We start from the raw sequence: 19,764 nt of genomic DNA on the forward strand, positions 1-19,764 counted from the left end.
CTCCCGGTGTCCGGGGGGCGGATACCCGGCGGACGGCTACCCGCCCCCCGGACACCGGGAGGCCGGCTATGCCGGTGCGAGCTCCGGTGCCGGCTACGACACCGGTTATGAGACCGGCTACGAGGCCGGTGGCTATGACGCCAGCTACAACACGGGCTACGACACCGCGAGCCGACCGGACATCCGGCCGACGAACGTCGCCCGGCTCCAGCCGCCCGGCAACCGCCCGACCTCCGCGCTGCCGCCGTCGGACGCGCGGGGGGCCCGGCGACGACGCCCGCGCGGCCGGGCCGCGGGGGGCCCGGCGTCCGCGGGCAGGCGACGGCTATCACTTCCAGTACTGATAGCACTACTGATCGCCGCAGTTGCGATCACCGCGCTGGTCACCCGGTCGATCGCCGGATCCAGTGGATCATCCGAAGGCGCGCCGGCCCTGACCCGGGCGGTGCACGGACCCGGATCCGAGGATGGCATCGTCACCGGTGACAGTACGACCGGGACCGACGGTGTCACGGACGGCATCCGGACCACCGGCGGCCTGGGCGGCCACACGGCCGCAACCGGGCCAGATGTCCGGGAAGCGTCCGCGGGTACCGGCCCGGGAAGCGGAAAGGCGAGCACGGGTGGCAGTCGTGACTGAGGCGTTCGGAACCGAACCTCGCCTGGTGGGCGGGCGCTACGAGCTGGGCGAGGTCCTCGGGTACGGCGGCATGGCCGAGGTCTACCGCGGCCGGGACGTCCGCCTCGGCCGCGAGGTCGCGGTCAAGGCGCTGCGGGCCGACCTCGCCCGGGACCCGACCTTCCTGGCCCGCTTCCGCCGCGAGGCGCAGTCCTCGGCCGCCCTGAACCACCCGGCGATCGTCTCGGTCTACGACACCGGCGAGGATCTGATCAACGGCACGACCGTCCCGTACATCGTGATGGAGTACGTGGAAGGCCGCACCCTGCGGGATGTGCTCCAGCAGGAGGGCCGGTTCAGTGAACGCCGGGCCATGGAGATCACCTCCGACGTGTGCGCGGCCCTGGACTACAGCCACCGGATGGGGATCATCCACCGGGACATCAAGCCCGCCAACGTCATGCTGTGCCAGGACGGCTCGGTCAAGGTGATGGACTTCGGCATCGCCCGGGCGACCACCGCGACCACGTCCAACATGACGCAGACCGCCGCGGTGATCGGCACCGCCCAGTACCTGTCGCCGGAACAGGCCCGCGGCGTCCGTGTGGACGCGCGCAGCGACGTCTACTCGACGGGTGTGCTGTTCTACGAGCTGCTGACCGGGCAGCCGCCGTTCCGTGGCGACTCACCGGTGGCCGTCGCCTACCAGCACGTGCGGGAGAATCCTCAGCCGCCGTCCAGCCACGACCGCGCCATCACGCCCAACGCCGACGCGATCGTGTTCAAGGCGATGGAGAAGGATCCCGACCACCGCTACTCCACCGCCGGGCTGATGCGGGACGACCTCGAGCGGGCCCTGGCCGGCCGCCCCATCTACGCCCCCCAGCTCGACAGCGACCAGCTCACCACCCGGCTGGGCGCCTCACCCGCGGTCACCGCGGGGACACACATGATCTCCCGCGGCCGCGGCCCCTACGACGACGGTCCGGACGACCCCTACGGCCGCACCGGCGGCTACGGGACGGGCGGTTACGACCGGGCCGGCTTCGGCGGCCCCGGGGGGGGCGACAGCGGGCCGCTGCCGGAGAAAAGACGTTCGGACGCCTGGAAGTACATTCTCGCCGGCCTGTCCGTGGTGGCGGTGTTCGTCGTCGTCACCATGATCGCGACCAACATGCTCGGCGGCGGGGGCGGGAACGGCGACGACACCACCGCCGACACCGCGACGATCCCGACGAACCTCATCGGGCAGAAGTTCGAGACGGCCAAGAACAGCCTGAGCTCCGCCGGCTTCACCAACATCGTCTCAAAGGTCGTCGAGAACAACGAGCCGAAGGACCTGGTGGTCGAGGTCGACCCGGCCCCGGGCACCGCCGCCTCGAAGAGCGCGCCGATCACCCTCAGCATCTCGAAGGGGCCGGGTGACCTCGCCGTTCCGGACGTGGCCGGGCTGACCCAGGCCGCGGCCACCGCCAAGCTGAAGGAGGCCGGGCTGACGGTGAAGACCTCCGCCTTCACCGACGCGACGACCCGCCGAGCCGGACTGGTCGAGTCCAGCGACCCGGCGGCAGGCACGTCGGTGGCTCCTGGTGACGATGTGATCATCTACGTGGTGAGCACGCAGGCGACCGTCCCGAACGTGACGGACCAGCCTGTCGACCCCGCCAAGTCCGAACTGGAGCGCTACGGCTTCAGGGTCGTCCAGCAGGCCGTCGCGAGCAGCAAGCCGACGGGCACCGTCGTCTCCCAGAGCCCCGGCGGCGGCTCGGCGGCCCGCGGGTCGACCGTGACGCTCTACGTCTCCCAGCAGCAGGCCATCAACACCCAGACGCCCACACCGTCACCGAGCGCCAGCGCGACTCCGAGCAAGACACCGTCGCCGAACCCGAGCTCCACCGGCGGCGGCCTCGGCGGCCTGCTCGGCTGACGGGCCCCTGCCTGCTCTGATCCCTCCGTCAGGCGAAAGCCGCCTGGCGGAGGGTCTCGACCTCGGCCGACAGCGTCGGCGCGGCCGACAGCGCGGCGTCGTCCCCGCAGACCGACAGCCAGCGGGCCAACAGCAGATGACCACCCTGCGTAAGCACTGACTCCGGGTGGAACTGGACGCCCTCCAGCGGGAGGGTCCGGTGCCGCATCGCCATCACCACACCGCTGTCGGTCCAGGCGGTGACCTCGATCTGAGCCGGGAGAGTCGCCCGGTCCACGGCGAGCGAGTGGTAACGGGTTCCGATGAACGGCGACGGCAGGTCCGCGAGCACCCCGACCCCGCGGTGGCGCACCACGGACGTCTTGCCATGCAGCAGCTCGGGTGCCCGGCCGACCGCCGCGCCGAAGGCGACCCCGAGGGCCTGATGCCCCAGGCACACCCCGAGCATGGGGATGCTGGCCGCCGCGCATGCCCGGATCATCGGCACGCTGACCCCGGCCGCCTCCGGCGTGCCCGGGCCGGGTGACACCAGCACCCCGGCGACGCCGAGAGCGGTCAGCTCGTCGACGTCGACCTCGTCGTTGCGGCGGACGACGCTGTCCGCTCCGAGCTGGCCCAGGTACTGCACCAGGTTGAACACGAACGAGTCGTAGTTGTCGACCACCAGGATTCGCATGATTCTCCTCTTACCACCGAATCCGCCGCGGGATCCGGTGGATCCTGGCGCGGGATGTGGCGGTGACCGGCCCGTGAGCGCCCGGGCCGGCGACCGTCGGTCAGTTGCCGTCGGTGGCAGCCGGCCCGTCGGTGGCAGCCGGCCCGTCAGCGGCAGCCGGCCCGTCAGCGGTGGCCTGCCGCTGGGCCTTTGCCTGCTCCTCGTCACGCAGCGCGCGGCGCAGCACCTTGCCGATCCCGATCTTCGGTAGTGACTCCGTCCGGAACTCAATGATCTTCGGGACCTTGTAGGCGGAGAGCCGTTCGGAACAGTACACCCGCACCTCGTCGACGGTGAGCGACGTACCGGGCCGCAGCACCAGGAACGCCTTCACCGTCTCGCCACGGTACGCGTCCGGGATACCGATCACCGCGGTCTCGGCAACCTCGGGAATCCCGGCGAGCACATCCTCGATCTCGTTGGGCGAGATGTTGAACCCGCCCGCGATGATGAGCTCCTTCTTCCGGTCGACGATCTCGAACCAGCCGGCGGCGTCCATCCGGGCGACGTCACCGGTGGACAGCCATCCGTCGTCGCTCAGCACGGTCCTGGTGGCCTCCGGGTTCCCCCAGTACCCGGCGAACACCTGCGGGCCACGGATGAGCAGTTCTCCGGGCTCCCCCACCGGCACTTCCCGCGTGTTGTCCTCCAGGTCGACGATCTTCGCTTCGGTGGACGGGAAGGGCAGGCCGATCCAGCCGGGGCGAAGCTGGCCGCGCAACGGACCGGCATGGGTCACCGGGGACGCCTCGGTCATGCCGTAGCCCTCGACGACCGGGGTACCGGTCGCGCCCTCCCACTGCCGCTGCAGCTCACCGGGCAGCTTCATCGCACCGGAAATGCACCCTCGGATCGAGGTCAGGTCGACGTTCTTCGACCGGGGATCGTCCAGCAGCGCCCGGTAGATCGGTGGCACGCCCGGGAAAATGGTCGGACGGTGCCTGGCGATGGCGTCGAGTACCAGGGTCACGTCGAATTTCGGTACGAGCACAACATGCCCGCCGATCAGCATTCCCACCGTCATGCACAATGTCAGCCCATACGCGTGGAACATCGGCAGGACCGCGAGGACGGCCTCCCGCCCGACCTGCGCGTCGGCGAACCACGCCCGGCACTGCACAGCATTGGCGACGAGATTACGATGGGTCAGCATCGCACCTTTGGCCGGACCGGTCGTCCCCGTGGTGTAGAGCAGGATCGCGACATCGGACGTGGCCACCGGCACCGACATCCGCACCGGCGCGGCCCGGCCGCCGCGGTACACGTCGAGGAAAGCGTGGGCGCGGGCGCCGACGGGCAGCTCCGTCACGATTTCGGCACGCTTCCGGCGGGCCGGTGGAATGGGCAGCCGCAGCAGCAACTGGTCTTTTCTCGGCAGAAAGTCGGGAATCGACGTGGAAATCACCTCGCGAACCCTGGTCCGGCCGGAGCGGCGGGCCGCCTCCACCACCGCGTAGGCGCGGTCCAGACACACCACGTACTCGGCTCCGCAGTCGGAGAGCTGGTGGGTCAGCTCGGCCTCGGTGTAGAGCGGGTTGGCCTCGGCCACGACCGCGCCCAGCCGCAGCACGGCATAGAAGGCAATCACGTGTTGCGGACAGTTCGGCAGAATGAGCGCCACCCGGTCACCGGCGGCGACACCGAGCTTCGCCAGACCACCGGCGAACGCGTCGACATACTCGCGAAGCTGGCTATAGGTCAGCGTCGTCCCGAAGAAGGAGATCGCCGGATTCGCGGGAAACTCCGCGACGGCGTTCTCGAACATCTGACCCAGCGTGATATCGGGGATCTCGACCTCGGCGGGGACACCGTCAGCGTACGACGACTGCCACGGCCGGTCAGCATAGGTGACGGTCTCGAGCGTGCCGGTCTCCCGCTCGGTTGTCGATCCACCTGGCATCGCGGACACCTTCCCTTGTCGGACTGCGGTTGGGCGTCATTCTGGCAAGGAAACGACAGGGAAACAGCTCCCGGGAGGCGCGATTTCTCCGATCACCGGCACGCGCGGCTTCCATGGCCGCCACAGCGGTGTCCACAGCCGTATCCGTGACGGCAGCCCACAGCGTATCGACGATATTGTCACGTTTCGTCACTGACTCGGTGTTCCCGTCGGACGGAGCACGCCCACGTCCCTCCCAGTGGCGGGCGTGGACGCAGCGCAAACGATCCGGTCGTGAACCACCACGGACACCGGGGCTGGGGCTGGGAAGCCCCCCGAGCGCAGCACCGAGCAGCAGGGAGGCCACGACACCGGAAGTCCCCGAGCCTGCCCGGCCTGTCCCAAATCCCGGTTCCCGGAGGCGAACACGGAAGATCGGGAGCATCCACTTTCACCCCTTCGGGTGCCCCGGCGCGTCCCGGCACAGTAGATGTCTACCCTGTGAAACGGGCGATCCGCACCCGCGCGGCCATCCGGCCCAACCGGCGGCGCGGGTGACACTTCGCCCACGGAGATCATACAGTGCACCGAGGAGCTCTGAAGTGCCCGTTTCCCGGCGTCGCAAGAAGAAGTCGACCAGCGCACCACCCCAGACCACCCAGTTGCGCAAGCGCAAGCCACCGTCGCCCCCCTGGATGGGCGCGCTGATCCTTGCGCTCTTCCTGATCGGGATCGCCTGGCTGCTCGTCTACTACTTCTCCAACGGCGACATCCCCGGGATGGACAGCCTCGGCGCCTGGAACATCCTCATCGGCTTCGGTTTCGTCGTGGTCGGCCTCGGCGTCTCCACCCAGTGGCGCTAGGCCTTCGCCAGCAGGCCTTTCTCCGGGGAATCCTCGACCTTCCGCGGATCCGTCGATCTTCGGTGGATCCGCGTCCGCGCGGGTGCGCGGGCGTCCGCGCCGGCGGGTGTCCGCCGGGCGGATCCGGCCGAGGATCCGGTTGGCCACCGGGCGGCCCGCGCCGCCGAGCGGGCGGAACTTCCACCGGTGTCATTCATCCCCAACGGTTGTCCACAGTGTGGATATCGCTACGGGTGAACATCGCTGCCGGTGAACATCCGTTTCGGCGGGACGCCGCCGCGGGCAACATCACGGCGCGCCGGGACACCCGGGGACGCAACGGTCAGGACACCGGAGTTGGCCCAGGCGCGCCCGCGGCATCCTCGGCCCGGATGACGTGCATGACCGCGTTGATGAGAGCCAGATGGGTGAACGCCTGCGGGAAGTTCCCCAGGTGCCGGCCGGTGCTCGGGTCAAGCTCCTCCGCGTAGAGGTCCAGCGGGCTTGCGAAGCTCAGCAGGCGCTAGCAGTGCTGCCTGGCACGGACCACCTCACCGATCTCCACCAGGGCGGATGTCAGCCAGAACGAGCACATGAGAAAGGCGCCCTCCGTCCCGGTCAGGCCGTCGTCGGTCTCCTCCACGCGGTAGCGCAGCACCAGGCCGTCGACCGTCAACTCGTCGGCGATCGCAAGGATCGTCGCGCGTACCCGCGGATCGGTTGGCGGCAGGAATCCCAGCAGCGGCATGAACAGCAGCGACGCGTCCAACGCCTTCGATCCGTAACACTGGGTGAAGACTCCGCGCTCATCGAGACCGTTCGCGCACACGTCGGCGTGTATCTCGTCGGCGACGGCCGCCCAGCGGGCCGCGGTCTTGGCGTCCCCACGCATCGCCGCCAGCCGCCGGCCCCGGTCGGCGGCGACCCAGCACATCACCTTCGACGAGGTGAAGTGCCGTAGTTCCCCCCGCACCTCCCAGATGCCGCAGTCCGGCTCCCGCCAGTGCTCGGCGGCGGTCTCCACCAGCCTGACCAGCACCGGCCACAGCCGCTCCGAGAGATAGTTACGCGACCGGGTGTGCAGGTAGACCGAGTCGAGGATCGCACCCCACAGGTCGTGCTGGCGCTGGGAGAACGCCGCGTTGCCGACCCGGACCGGGAACGCCCCGTCGTAACCGGACAGATGCCCGAGGACCTGTTCGTCCAGCCGGCTCTCGCCACCGACCCCGTACATGATCTGTAGGTCGTCGCCGTTCTCGCAGACGTCCGCGATGAACGAGAAGAAGTCGTTCGCCTCGTAGTCGAGTCCCAGGGTGTACAGGCCCCACAGCGCGAACGTGGAGTCACGGATCCAGCTGTACCGGTAGTCCCAGTTACGCTCACCCCGCGGTGTCTCCGGCAGGGACGTGGTGGACGCCGCGAGCAGCGCCCCGGTCGGGGCGTAGGTCAGGCCCTTGAGCGCCAGCGCGCTGCGCTGCAGATGCCCACGCCACGGATGGTCCGGGAAGACCCCGCGGGAGAGCCACTGCCGCCAGAACGCGGTCGTCCGCGTCACAGCCGCGGTCGCCTCCGCGTAGCTGGTGGGCAGGAAGGGGTCACTGGCCCGCCAGGTCAGGGCCACGAAGGCCGTCCCGCCCTCGGCCAGGGTGGTCCTCGCGTGCGCCCGGCGGCCGTCGAAGCCCAGCCGGAGATCCGTCCGTAGCCGCAGGGTCAGGTCGGGATGCGAACGGATCCGTGGGCCGGGCCGCTCCGACGGGCCGCGCCGGCCGTCGTCCGGCCCACCTCTCGCCGGCACGGCGTCGCCGGCCCGGCCCGTGCCGCCAGGGACGGTGACCGCGCTGCCGTAACCGGCGTCCTCGTAGGCCCAACTCCCCGGCCGGCGGCCGTAGTCGAAGTTGGGCTCGCACAGCAGGGCGAGATCGACACTGCCGTGCTCACAGCGCGCGAGCCGGAGCAGGACGTGTTCGGCGTCCCAGTCCGTCGGGGTACGCCGATGGGTGTTGGACCGCTGCTGGGTGCGATGCCAACGTCCGACGATGAGACAGTCGGTGACGATGAGCCAACCGTTGGGTGTCTGCCAGGTGGTCTCGAGGATGTTCGTGCCCGGCAGGTACCGGCGCCCGGCCGGGATCATCGTCCGCTCCGGACCGAACCGAAAACCGCCCGCCGACCGGTCGACGATCGCGCCGAACACCGACGGATCATCCGGACGCGGCAGGCACATCCACTCGATGTTGCCGCTCGGGGCGACCAGACATGTGGTCTCACAGTCGGAGAGAAAGCCGTATTCGGCAATGGGCGGAAACGGACTGACGCTGCTACGCCGGGTGGGCGGCGACACCGTCTGGAATCCGGTCTGGAACCCGGTCTGGAACGCTGTCTGGAACGAGGCCACGTCCGCTCTTCTCCTTCTCCGGCCGCAGGCCCCGGCAGCGGGGTGCGGTACACAGGCCAGACCATCATCCAAAGCGACGGCGAAAAAGCGGATAGTAATCGTCATGAAGATCGACCCAATGCAGGCCGGGCGGTGGTCGGCCCGCGCGGGCGGGCGGCGGCGCTGGATGTGCCGCAGGATGTGCTGTGCTGGGTGACATGCGGGATGACGACTTCGCCGGCCGGGACATCATCGGCCCACGGCACGCCGACGACGGCCGTACCGGCGCCGACGACGCCCACGGCACCCGTACCGGCGCCGATGCGGGTGCCGGTACCGATGCGGGCGATACCGGCGCCGGCCGTGCCGGTGACGCCGGCGCGCACGCCTGGTCGCCGCCCTGGTGGCGGGTGGCCGGGTATGCCCTCGCCGGCGCGTTCCTGCTCGCGGTCGCTGCCGTGGGTGCGCTCGCCGCCCACCTGGGGTCGCTGGACCGTCCCGGCCGGCTGTTGATCGGGGTCGCGGGGGTGGGGCTGTTGCTGCTGGCCGGCCGGGACGCCCTGGCCCGGCCGGCGCTGCGCGTGGATCAGGGCGGGGTCGACCTGGTGGACGGTATCCACCGGCGGCACCTGCCATGGGCCGCCGTACTACGGGTGCGTGCCGGCACCCTGACGCACAACCGTCGCGCTGTGCACGTCCGCGTCCTCACGGTCGAGACGATCGACGGCCCGGTCATGCTCAGCCGTCGCCAGCTCGGCGCCGAGCCCGAACGGATCGCCGAGACGGTGGAGGAGATCCGCCTGCGCCTGCGCTGACCCGCCGGATCGCCGGATCGCTATTGGACGATCGCCGACAGCGGCGTCGACGTCACCGCGGATGTCTGGAGGACCGCGGCGAGCAACAGCGCGGCAAGGACAGCGCCCACCGCGACCGCCTGTACCCACCCGCGGCGCGCCGGCACATAGGCATAGATCACCCCTACCACGAGCCCGGCCACGAGCCCGCCGATATGGCCCCACTTGTCGATCCTGGCGATGGTGAACGTGATGATCAGGTTGATGCCGACAATGATGAGGATCGCCGAGGTGTCGGCGCGCAGCCGTCTGGCGATCACGTAGTACGCCGCGAAAAACCCGAACACCGCGGTGGACGCCCCGACCGAGAACGTGTTCCAGCCGTTGATCAGATAACTGAGCGTATTGCCACCGATGGCGCAGACAACGAACAGGGCTAGATAACGCGCCCGTCCGAGGATCTGCTCAAGCTGGGAGCCGAGCAGGTACAGCGCGTACATGTTGAACAGGATGTGCAGGACGCCCGCGTGCAGGAAGGCCGCGGTCAGCAGCCGGTAGTACTCGTCGTTGGCCGCTATGCCCGGACCGTACAGGGAGTAGTCCAGGGTGAAGGTGTTGTCGGGGCCGCTGCCGGTCAGGCCCGGCAGCCCCTGCAGGGCGTACGCGGCCACGCAGAGCCCGATGAGCAGCTGGGTGATCAGCCCGGGATGCCTGATCCTGGCCCGGCCGCCCAACGAGGTGATCGGCCGCCGGGAGGCAGCGCCACGGCGCGACGCCGCGGCGCCCTCCTCCGGGCAGTGGAACCCGACGGCCGCCGGACGCATGCACTCGGGGCAGATCGGGCGCCCGCACCGCTGGCAGGAGACGTAGGTTTCCCGGTCGGTGTGCCGGTAGCAGTAGGGAGCGGGACGAGGATGCGCCGCCGGCCCCCGATCCGGCGGGCCCGTGGGCCGGGAGCCGGTGGCGGAGAGGGCGTCCGGCGTCCAGCCGTCGGAGGGATCCGAGGATCCATCCGCGGGCCGCCAGCCGGCCGGCTCCGGTGGCTGCCCGGACGCGTGGTACTGCCCAGGCAGCTGATGCCGACGCGGGCCGGGCGCCCGGACGGCACCCGCATCCACCGCCCGGCGGGGATCCGGGACATCCGGTTCCGCGGGCCTCGACCAGGGTGGGTTCATCGCAGCGGTCCCGACACCTTCGCTTCCCCGTCCGCCTTCCCGTTCCCGCTGGCCGCTACGCCTGCCGGCGTTCGACGACGACCTGCGTGACGATGACGTCGCTGGCCGGGCGGTCCTGGGACCCGGTCGGCACCTTGCTGATCGCGTCGACGATGTCGGTGCCGTTGGTGACCTCGCCGAAGATGGTGTGCTTGCGGTCCAGCCAGTTCGTCGGCGCCACGGTGATGAAGAACTGGGAGCCGTTCGTCCCCGGGCCCGCGTTCGCCATCGCCAGCAGGTACGGACGGGAGAAGCGCAGCTCCGGGTGGAACTCGTCGGCGAACTTGTATCCCGGGCCGCCGCGGCCGGTACCCAGCGGGTCACCGCCCTGGATCATGAAACCCGGGATCACCCGGTGGAAGATCGTGCCGTCGTACAACGGTGCCTTCTTCTTCTCACCCGTCTGGGGGTCGGTCCACTCCCGCTTGCCCGTGGCGAGATCAACGAAGTTCGCCACCGTCTTCGGCGCGTGGTTCTTGAACAGCAGGATCTCAACGTCACCCTGAGTAGTCTTCAGTGTAGCGTACAGCTCCTCGGCCATGAGCCTCTCTTCCGTCGTACCGGTAGCGGCTGATCGCCGGTGGCGCCGAATGTCGCGTCGCAGGTCCAACGATCGCCGTGCTGGGAATGCTCCGCTGATGGTATGCGTCCGGCCGTATGCGTCCGGCCGTATGCGGCCAGCCGCGCGCGACCGATCGCGCGGGAGCGGCCACATGGGATCGGTCGTGTACGCCGCGTTCCGGCAGGGGCCGGTAGAGCCGCCGGCCCCTGCCGGGCTCGCACTCGCCCCTGCGGGCACCGACAGATCCGTCCTGGCGATATCCAGCGATACGCCAGGAGCGAATATTTTGTCACGATTCGTACACTGGTTGTGCTTAGCTCAATTGTGGGTAGGGACAGATTCAGCAGACCGTAACGCGAGTTGCACGAAGGGAAGCCGATGAGCGACAAACGAGAGAGCAGACGGTGGCGTGGTCGCGATTCTTCCGTGGCCGAAACGCCTGCGGGGCTTCGTTTCGGACCGCTGATGGTGAGCCGGGTCCGTGGTGGTCACAATCTTTCCGCGACCGAAACGCCCGCGGAACGCCGCTTCGGACCGCTGACAGGCCGAACCCGAGGCGGCCAGGACCCCTCCGCGGCCGAGACACCCGGAGGGCCGGCCCAGCGGGCCCAGCAGGCCCAGCGGACTGGGCGGGCTCGACAGGCCCAGGTTGCCCGGTCGCTGACGGAGAGGATTTCCAGCGCGGCCGGGCACGTGCCCACCGAGAAGATCCCGGCCGCGTCCAGCGCTGTCACCGACCGTGCCGGCAAAGCGGTGACTCAGGCTGCCACCCTCGCCAGCACGATGTCCGAACGTGCCGGGCAACAGATCGACAGGACCCGTTCCCAACGAGCCACCAGCCGGGAGGAAAAAGTGCGTGCCCACACGGAGAAGACACAGCACCTGCTGGAACAGCAGCTGGCCAGAGCCGAGCACAAGCTCCAACGGATACACCGCCGCCGGCGACGCGGCATGACGGCGATCCTGCTGGTCGGCGCGGGCGCGGCAAGTGCCGCCGCGGCGGCCCGCGGCGGCGTCCGACAGCCCCAGCAGGCCGGGCCCGACGACACGACCGCGACAAGGGGTCCTGGAGCCGAATCGCCCGACGAAATCGGCTGGAACGACGACCCGGAGAGCTCCCGTCCAACAGTGTGAGCGGGTAGCTCAGCATCCCGGGAAGCGCTGGACACGGCGTCCGTCCGGGCCTTACGCCAGCATCATCCACGGTCGCGGACGACGGTCAGGGGCAGGCCGACGCGGTAGGCGGCCGGAGCACCCTCCGGTACGGCCGGACGTACCGGACGTACCGGAGGGACCCGCCGGTACGGTGACCCGAGCGGCGGACGCTGGTCCGGTTCGCCGCTGTTGGGCCACATCGCCATCGCGCGTTCAGCCTGCGCGACAATGGTCAGTGACGGGTTGACGCCGAGATTGGCCGATATCGCCGCCCCGTCGACGACATGCAGACCGTCATATCCGAACACCCGCTGATAGGGGTCGACGACCCCGCTGGACGGAGAATCCCCGATCGCGGCTCCACCAAGGATGTGCGCCGTCAACGGAATATCGAAAATCTCCGTCAGTGTGCCGCCGGGAAAACCACCGATACGCCGGGCGATCCGCCGGGTCGCGTCGTTACCGGCCGGAATCCAGGTCGGGTTCGGCTCGCCGTGCCCCGGCCTGCTGGTCAGCCCGTGCCCGCCGAACAGGCCCCGCCGACGGACAACCGTGAGCGAGTTGTCCCGGGACTGCATGACCAGCGAGATCATGGTGCGTTCCGACCAGCGCCACGGCAGCGGCGCGTAGAGGAACAGAAACGGATGACGCAACGCTTCGCCGACGAATGTGAGCCATCGTGGTATCCGCCGGCCGCCGTCCGTCATGAGGGTGGCCAACAGGGCCAACGCGTTGCTGCCCCGGCCGTATCGGACGGGCTCGACATGGGTGTCCGCGGCCGGATAGAAGGACGACGTTATCGCCACCCCCCTGGTGATCCGCTCGTCCGGATGGAGCCTGGTGGCGCCGATGATGGACTCCGAGTTCGTCCGGGTGAGCACGCCGACCCGCGCCGAAAGCGCTGGCAGCACCCTGGTGTCCCGCATCGTGAGCAGGAGCCGCACGGTACCGAGCGTCCCGCCGGCGAACACCACCTGGCGCGCCCGCCACGTCCGCCGTCGGTGGCGAACCCAGGATCCGGTACGTACCGTCTCCACCTCGTAGCCGCCGTCGGGCAGCGGGCGCACGGTGGTGGCCTCGGTGTCGGGAAAGACCTGGGCGCCGGTCCTCTCGGCCAGATAGAGATAGTTGTGGTCAAGGGTGTTCTTGGCGTTCCAACGACAACCGGTCATGCACTCGCCGCACTCACGGCATCCGGTGCGGGTCGGCCCGGCACCCCCGAAATAGGGATCCCCGACTTCCGCACCGGGTTCCTTCCGGCCGTCCCGGCCGAAGAAGACACCCACGTTCGACGGTTTGAAGGTGTGCCCGACACCCATTTCCTCGGCGACCGCCCGGTACACCTCGTCGGCGTAGGTGACCGTCGGGTTCGGCACCACCCCGAGCATGCGTTCGGCCTGGTCGTAGTAAGGCGCCAACTCCTCGCGCCAGTCGGTGACATGCCTCCACTGCGGGTCGGTGTAGAACGCCTCCAGCGGACGGTAGAGCGTGTTCGCGTACACCACCGAGCCCCCACCGACAGCGGCTCCGGACAGTACGAGTACACGGCCGAGCATGGTGAACTTCTGGAATCCGTGGCAGCCCAGCCGGGGTGCCCACAGATAACGGCGGATGTTCCAACTGGTCCGGGGCAGCGCGTCGGGGGGAAACCTGCGGCCGGCCTCCAGAACGACGACCCGGTACCCCTTTTCCGCGAGTCGGAGCGCGGCGACGCTGCCACCGAATCCGGAACCAATCACGATCACATCGGCGTCCGCGCCCGCGGGTGCTCTCTCTTCCGCCCCGGCGCGAGGCGACTCTTCCGATCTGGCGCGAGAAAGGACCGGCGGCCGCCAGCGCCCGGCCAGCCAGCGCCCGGCCAGCCAGCGCCCGGCCGCCACAGCGGGCTCGCTCTTCTCCGACCCGGCGCGAGCCCCCTCGCGGCGGCGGAACCGGCCCCGGCTCGCCGCGCTCCGGGCTGCCGTGCCGTCGGCGCCGGACACGCCGCCGCTCGTACCGCCACCGGACATACGCTCACCCCCACCACATGTATCCCGCGCCCAAGAGATCGTCGTCCGCGCGGGTCCTCTTCAGCGGAACCCTCCCCAGCCCGTATGGAAGCCTGTGCGGACCCGGACGACTCCGGCCCCGAACGGGCTCCGCCCCCGGAGTTGGCTTCCCGGGCGGGGACGACCGCCGCGGGTGTGGTCGTCCAGGCCCTGACCCGCGGTCTCTCATCATCACCGCATCGGCCGCGAAGGCAACACCTCCGCCGACGGCGAACCAGCCGATGTTCCAGCCAGCATCAACAGTGCTCGAGCGGGGCTTGCCCTAAGCAGCGCCGGTGGCGCGATGTGGACGGGTACGGGCCTGCGCGGCTCCGGCGGCCGCGGCCTGCTCTATCGCGGCAAGTTCTGGCAGTCCGGACGGGACCTGCCGCGGCATGGCCACAGGCGACGGGGCCTGCGCTGGTGCGGCCGCAGCCGGAGCGGCCGGGCTGGCACGGTGATCAGCGGCGACAGGTGCCGGGGCCCACGACCGGCACGACCGGCACAGGCATTCCGCGGACGACGCCGGCAGATGGTCCAGACGCCGCAACACATGGTCGACGGGGTCGTCCACCCGGCCGGCTCCAGCGCTGGAGCCCACGGTGTCCACCAGGTGCATGGCCAGTTCCGCCGCGTTCCACAAGCCGGCGGCAAGGATGTGGACGATCCGGTCCCTGGCGACGGCAAGGGTCTGCGGGTCACGTCGGATGGCCCGGGCGAGCGTGGCGACGACCTGCTCGGCCGCTTCGGCGACCAGCCGCCGTGGGGAGACGGGCTGGGCCGGGCTGCTTCCCACGGGGGCCTGCCCACTCCCGTCCGCTGGCGCCGCCCCGGCCCACACGGCTGCACCCGGTGCGATCCCATCCGATGCGATCCCAGCCGGCTGGCTCCCGATCACCGGGATGACCCCGTCCGGGGCGACAGCCTCGTCCGGCGCGGTCCCGCTCTGCCCGCTCGCGGGCGGCTGCTCGGTTTCGGAGTGAACGTTCCCGGACTGGGCGCTCTCGGGGAATTCGGGCTGTGCGCTCCCGGCTGCCCCCGCACCAGCCGTGGACGAGGTGTCCACAGCCGAGACGGCACCGGACCGTGTAACGGAAGGTGACGCCGTCATGCTCGTGGGAGGGGGCACCGGAGACACGGCCGCGGAGAAGGAACCAGCGGGGACGGACGCGGTGACCACGGAGTTGTCCCCGACCACCATCAGCGCCTTGGCCATGGCGGCGCCCGTGATGCGGGCGCGGCGTCGGGCGGCGGCGCTCGGCCGGTCCGAGGCAGGCCGCAGACCGGCCCGGCGGCGACGAGGTGTCACGGCGGCCGGCATGACGTCGGCTCGTTGGCCCGCCGGATACGGCGCGGCCGTGCTGGCCGCGGCGGCCGAGTCGGCCGCTACCGACGTACCAGCCGCTGCCACTGTTGCCACCGCTGTTGCCGCCGCGGGTGTGCCCGTGCGGACCTGGCCGGACATGGTCAGCGCGAAGCTCGCGGGCCGGCGAACGGCGGGCCGGCTCAGCCCGAGCAGCCAGCCCAGATCCCGCAACAGCCTGATCTGTCGTTGCACGTGGGTACGGCTGTAGCCGGTCTCGGAGGCCAACGTCACCAGCCCCGGAGAGCAGACCGCGATGGATTCGTCCAGGCCCGGGACCACCGGCTCGCCAACACGGACGCCGCAGTGGCTGGCAAGCGCGAGCGCGACGAGCTTGGCGGCGCGCGGGAGGCGCGAGCGCAGCACCGCGCGTTGCCAGGCCGAGGGATCCGCCACTGGTGTACCGGAATCGGGTGTGGGCATGAGTACCAGCACGCCAGGGATAGCAAGCTGCCTGCCGGCTGAGCCCTTCGCATCCGGCACCCGTGTGTTGTCGGCCACATTCCTCCTTCCGCCCAGTTGGTACCGACCAAACAGCGCGTCCCTAGCTGACAGCGGAGAGCTTCCCGCCGGGAACTCCACATCACCGGAGACGCCATGTCACATCACGTCATGCCACGTCGCCAGAGGCAGCGTCCGACGTGACGGCGGACGCCTCGACCTATGGCGTGTCCGATGGATACCCGGTCGCGCGAGCGGCGCCCAGACGACCAACATCCATCAGATACGCCCCGGGCCAAAGACGGAACGATCGCGTTCCCGGTGCGCCACCGACGGCCCGGATTCCTCCGTCACCGTCGGGTCAGAAGTGACACGATCATATTTACCGGTGCCTCCGGGGTTCCCACCGATTCCGGGGTTCCTACTGGATCAGTCACGCTGATCCAGCGGCCCGGAAGCTGATCCGGTGGGCCCGGATGCACGCCCCCACCCTCATTCCTCGATCCAAGATCCTATTGTCGGACCCGCCGACATCGTTCGATCCGCGTTCAAGCAAGGTACTCCGTCAGCAAGAACGACGAGGTGCCCGCCGGCCACCATCGCCACACGAGGACAACACAACTTCACGAAGTCGTTGTGTCAAAATTGGGTAACTGATTCATTTCTTTTGGCGGTCATCCCAACCATCCACGCAAAGAGGGAGGCGGATAGCAGCGCCTGTCGAGACGATCCCCTGTCGGCGACGAAGCGTCCCGAACACCACAAAATCATCGGATACCCAAAAGGATACATCGAGCGATCGGGTCACGAACCCCAAAGATCGACGAATCGGACGCGCCAAGGGTCGGAGCGAGCCGCACAATATCTCAACCGCATCCTGTAGAAGTACAAAACAAAACGCTACACAACGAAAATATGATCGATTCAGCGGCTGTCGGGTCCTGCCGCCCAGCCCTGACGCACAACCGTTTACGTCGCGGTCCGAGGCGACGGGACAGCCATGATCGATTCTTCCGAGGCTGACCGACGCGGCCCGAGCTCGGCGGAGTCGAGATCTCCGGAATCGAGAGTAGCGAGCCCGAGATCAGCCTGGTAGCCGCGGCCAAGGGTGCGACGTTCGAGATCGAGAAGGTGCCGCTTACGGCCGATGCCACCGGCGTAACCCGTCAGAGAGCCGCTGGAACCGATCACGCGATGGCACGGAATGATGATCGGGATCGGGTTGCGGCCGTTGGCGAGCCCCACCGCGCGGAAGGCCGACGGCCGTCCGACGGCCTTGGCGATCTCCGCGTAGCTGCTGGTCGCGCCGTAGGGGATGGCCGCCACCGCCTCCCACACCGCGCGCTGGAACGGTGTGCCGACCGGATGCAGTGGGACGTCGAAGGTAAGCAGATCACCGATGAAATACGCCTCAAGCTGTTCGATCACGTCCCGCAGGGACGCCGGATCCGGCTCGATGGCATCCGGCCACCGGGACCCCGCTGTTGGCTCCCCCATGTGGATCGCGCGCAGGCCAACATCATCACCAGCGAGCAGCAACGGCCCCAACGGGGAGCCCATCCTTGCATATCGGGTAACGCCCTCCACGGGGACTGACGCTACCGTTCGGCTACTACAGGGGGAAACGACTGGGTCACAACAGCACGGGATGTGTGCGAAGATCGCATGCTCATGGCCGAAGAAGCGATGAACATGATCCACTCAGGTAGTCATCCGCAAGATCGCAGGACGTCGTCGCGTACTCGGCAACGCTGGCAACCGCGTCCGCCTCCGGATGGGAGCCCAGCCAGGCCACCAGCAGCAGCCTGCGCAACAGGACGAACGTTGCGATCATGCTCTCCTCCTCGGCCGACACGGGCACGTGCCGTCGGTAGGAGGCGAGCCAGGCCTCGACGAGGTCACCCACCTCGGGCCGATGCTCGATGAAGGACAGGGATGCGGCCAGGTCGAAGAGGTACCAGCTGAACCCGCAGTCGTCGAAGTCGATGACCGTGGGTTCCTCCGACCGCCCGTTGACCAGCAGGTTCGCCAGGCGCATGTCCGCGTGGACGAGACCGAACCGGTCCGGGCCGGTACCGAACCGCTCGATCCTGCGGCGGATCTCCTCGACCGCCCGCGTCAGGACGGCGATCCCGTCACTGTCGATCACCTTCAGCCCGTTCTGATCGCCGTTGGCGACGATACGGATCCCGTCCTGCCAGCTCCCCCACCGACCCTGCGATCCGAGGGTCGTCCGCCATGTCCAGGCGAACCGGGTGAAGCCAGCCGGAGGCCGCCAGGCGCGGGCATGCTGGTGTAGCCGCGCCGTGATCTCACCCAGCGCGCTGAACCCACGTAGGAGACCCACGGCGTCCGACGGGTGCGGCGAGGATCCCCGCACCCACTCGAAGAGCGCCGCATAGCGCGGCTCACCAAAACCAGCTGACCGTGCTCCCAGAACGGATGGATCATATGCGATCACCGTCACCAGTTCTCCGTCCCGGCTCGGGACCACCGGCGGTGTACGGATGACACCGTCGTGACGCAGCGCCTGGATCCAGGCCAGCTCCGAAATGATCTCCTCAAGCGGATGGTAGCCGGGCCGGTACAGCCGTAACGCCCATCGGCGGCCCCCGGCCAGGTCGTCCACCTGGTATGTGATGTTCTCCGAAACTCCCAGCAAACTGACGGTAGGAGCAGAACCAAGATCATATGAGGTGAGCGCCCGCTCGGCCAGCGCATGCGCCCGGTCGAGGCCAGGCCACCCGAGGTCGGGAAGCACAGCGCTGATCGTAATCAGGCGGCGGTTCCCGTCCGGCAGCCGGCGGGAACGGGCAGGTCCATCGGGGGCGGGAGGTCATCGGGGGCGGGAGAAGGTACGCGGCGCCCCGTAGCCGGGGCCTCGCTCCGGTGGGCCTGTCCGGGACGTCCACCGCCACTGGACAGAGATCCGCCCCTCCACCACCTCGGGCACCTTGGGTACGGCGTGCAGCCAGTCGGCCTGGCAACGTCCGCCGAGAACAAGTAGGTCACCCGGACCCGGAGCGAGATCACGGGCGTCGCTGTCGTCGTTCAGAATCCGCCGCCCGGCAGGCACATGGCGGGACTTCACCAGGAACGGCCGGCGAGCACCCGTCGTGAGTATCGCGATCACCGTGTTGTCGAGCCAGCGCATCTCCCGGTCCCGATGAAAACCGACGCTGTCGTTGCCGTCCCGGTACCAGGACAATCCGAACCCGTCGAAATCAACCTGGTAGCGCCGGCGCAACGCGCGGTAGGCCTCAAGCAGGGCAGGAGAGGGCACCACCCGGCCACGGGCGATCCACGCGGTGAGCCGCGGTTCCTCCAGGTAGCGCTCATAACGCCACACGCTGCCCTGTTTCCACGGCAGGGTGCGGGCCAGTTCGGCGTAGAGCTGCTCCGCGCCGGTCATCCAGTTACGCGCCACGTCGATCCAGGAACGGTCATCCAGCTGAATCCGCTCGAAGGTGGCGTCCGGGGCGATCAGGCTGGTACCGCGGGCGCCCTCCCCAGCCGTCCCGACGGAAGCGTCCGGCCCAGGATCGGACGTCCCGGCTGGGGCTGGGAAATCGGATGTCATGTCCGCTCCCTGTCGACGAGTCCCCACGCGCGCGTCCACGTGTCGATGAGGGTGTTCGCGTCCGCCTCGGAAACCTCGACAAGGTCGTCGTCATCATGCCCGAGCCGGTAGAGACGAAGGTAGTCGGTCGTGTGCCATCGTCCGTCCCGGGAGAACACCTCGTCCGCGGGCAGCGTACCGTTCCGGCGACGGAAGATGCTTATCACCCCTTTTCCTGGAATCAGCGGATTGGTCGCGAAATAGTATGTCGTCCGGCTCACCGTGGCTCCTTA

Annotated in this window: 14 protein-coding genes and 2 pseudogenes; 5 read left to right on the plus strand and 11 right to left on the minus strand. The window is 69.2% G+C overall.

The features are described from left to right. A pseudogene (locus tag CM1CMNOD_RS00600) lies at positions 1–640 on the plus strand (serine/threonine-protein kinase); the annotation flags it as partial. Continuing rightward, the gene (gene pknB, locus CM1CMNOD_RS00605; protein WP_131771998.1) at positions 624–2,546 is read left to right on the plus strand and encodes a Stk1 family PASTA domain-containing Ser/Thr kinase; all 1,923 of its coding nucleotides are present in this window, start codon (positions 624–626) and stop codon (positions 2,544–2,546) included. The pseudogene CM1CMNOD_RS00600 and the gene pknB, both read left to right, overlap by 17 nt. Before the next feature lie 28 nt (positions 2,547–2,574). On the opposite strand, the gene CM1CMNOD_RS00610 is transcribed toward pknB, so the two are convergent. Both CM1CMNOD_RS00610 and CM1CMNOD_RS00615 read right to left on the minus strand, forming a co-directional pair. Then, a complete protein-coding gene (locus CM1CMNOD_RS00610; RefSeq protein WP_013871748.1) occupies positions 2,575–3,222 on the minus strand; it encodes an aminodeoxychorismate/anthranilate synthase component II in 648 nt (215 codons plus the stop codon). Positions 3,223–3,322: 100 nt separating this feature from the next. Continuing rightward, positions 3,323–5,161 carry a long-chain-fatty-acid--CoA ligase gene (locus CM1CMNOD_RS00615; RefSeq protein WP_013871749.1) on the minus strand — a complete coding sequence of 613 codons (1,839 nt, stop codon included), beginning with the start codon at positions 5,159–5,161 and terminating at the stop codon, positions 3,323–3,325. A 581-nt stretch (positions 5,162–5,742) separates the two neighbouring features. On the opposite strand from CM1CMNOD_RS00615, the gene CM1CMNOD_RS00620 reads away from it, so the two are divergent. Continuing rightward, positions 5,743–6,003: a cell division protein CrgA gene (locus CM1CMNOD_RS00620; protein ID WP_013871750.1), complete on the plus strand. Its 261-nt coding sequence runs from the start codon at positions 5,743–5,745 to the stop codon at positions 6,001–6,003. 322 nt (positions 6,004–6,325) lie between these two features. Here the strand turns inward: CM1CMNOD_RS00620 and CM1CMNOD_RS00625 are convergent. After that, positions 6,326–8,323: pseudogene (locus tag CM1CMNOD_RS00625) on the minus strand (glycoside hydrolase family 15 protein). Positions 8,324–8,562: 239 nt separating this feature from the next. Here CM1CMNOD_RS00625 and CM1CMNOD_RS00630 point away from each other — a divergent pair. Beyond that, positions 8,563–9,171 carry a PH domain-containing protein gene (locus CM1CMNOD_RS00630; RefSeq protein WP_013871751.1) on the plus strand — a complete coding sequence of 203 codons (609 nt, stop codon included), beginning with the start codon at positions 8,563–8,565 and terminating at the stop codon, positions 9,169–9,171. A gap of 20 nt (positions 9,172–9,191) precedes the next feature. Here the strand turns inward: CM1CMNOD_RS00630 and CM1CMNOD_RS00635 are convergent, their stop codons facing one another. Further along, positions 9,192–10,268, minus strand: a complete 1,077-nt coding sequence (locus CM1CMNOD_RS00635; RefSeq protein WP_237702931.1) for a rhomboid family intramembrane serine protease — start codon at positions 10,266–10,268, stop codon at positions 9,192–9,194. Between the two features lie 112 nt (positions 10,269–10,380). Beyond that, a complete protein-coding gene (locus CM1CMNOD_RS00640; RefSeq protein WP_013871753.1) occupies positions 10,381–10,905 on the minus strand; it encodes a peptidylprolyl isomerase in 525 nt (174 codons plus the stop codon). A 714-nt stretch (positions 10,906–11,619) separates the two neighbouring features. Between CM1CMNOD_RS00640 and CM1CMNOD_RS00645 the strand changes: the two genes are divergently transcribed. Next, complete coding sequence (locus CM1CMNOD_RS00645) at positions 11,620–12,060, plus strand: hypothetical protein (protein WP_050803268.1); 441 nt, start codon at positions 11,620–11,622, stop codon at positions 12,058–12,060. A gap of 62 nt (positions 12,061–12,122) precedes the next feature. On the opposite strand, the gene CM1CMNOD_RS00650 is transcribed toward CM1CMNOD_RS00645, so the two are convergent. From CM1CMNOD_RS00650 to CM1CMNOD_RS00675, 6 genes are all read right to left on the minus strand, one after another. Continuing rightward, positions 12,123–14,090: an FAD-dependent oxidoreductase gene (locus CM1CMNOD_RS00650; RefSeq protein ID WP_013871755.1), complete on the minus strand. Its 1,968-nt coding sequence runs from the start codon at positions 14,088–14,090 to the stop codon at positions 12,123–12,125. A 301-nt stretch (positions 14,091–14,391) separates the two neighbouring features. Beyond that, positions 14,392–15,972 carry a helix-turn-helix domain-containing protein gene (locus tag CM1CMNOD_RS00655; RefSeq protein WP_013871756.1) on the minus strand — a complete coding sequence of 527 codons (1,581 nt, stop codon included), beginning with the start codon at positions 15,970–15,972 and terminating at the stop codon, positions 14,392–14,394. 909 nt (positions 15,973–16,881) lie between these two features. Continuing rightward, a complete protein-coding gene (locus CM1CMNOD_RS23485; protein WP_013871757.1) occupies positions 16,882–17,472 on the minus strand; it encodes a methylated-DNA--[protein]-cysteine S-methyltransferase in 591 nt (196 codons plus the stop codon). A 109-nt stretch (positions 17,473–17,581) separates the two neighbouring features. Beyond that, positions 17,582–18,673 carry a phosphotransferase enzyme family protein gene (locus CM1CMNOD_RS00665; protein WP_013871758.1) on the minus strand — a complete coding sequence of 364 codons (1,092 nt, stop codon included), beginning with the start codon at positions 18,671–18,673 and terminating at the stop codon, positions 17,582–17,584. Positions 18,674–18,748: 75 nt separating this feature from the next. Then, complete coding sequence (locus CM1CMNOD_RS00670; protein WP_013871759.1) at positions 18,749–19,492, minus strand: alpha-ketoglutarate-dependent dioxygenase AlkB; 744 nt, start codon at positions 19,490–19,492, stop codon at positions 18,749–18,751. Continuing rightward, positions 19,489–19,752, minus strand: coding sequence for a hypothetical protein (locus CM1CMNOD_RS00675; RefSeq protein ID WP_013871760.1), 264 nt, complete (start codon positions 19,750–19,752; stop codon positions 19,489–19,491). Before CM1CMNOD_RS00675 ends, CM1CMNOD_RS00670 begins: the two co-directional genes overlap by 4 nt. Between the last annotated feature and the right edge of the window lie 12 nt (positions 19,753–19,764).

The sequence above is a fragment of the Protofrankia symbiont of Coriaria myrtifolia genome (assembly GCF_900634755.1).
GTDB classification, from domain to species: domain Bacteria; phylum Actinomycetota; class Actinomycetes; order Frankiales; family Frankiaceae; genus Protofrankia; species Protofrankia coriariae.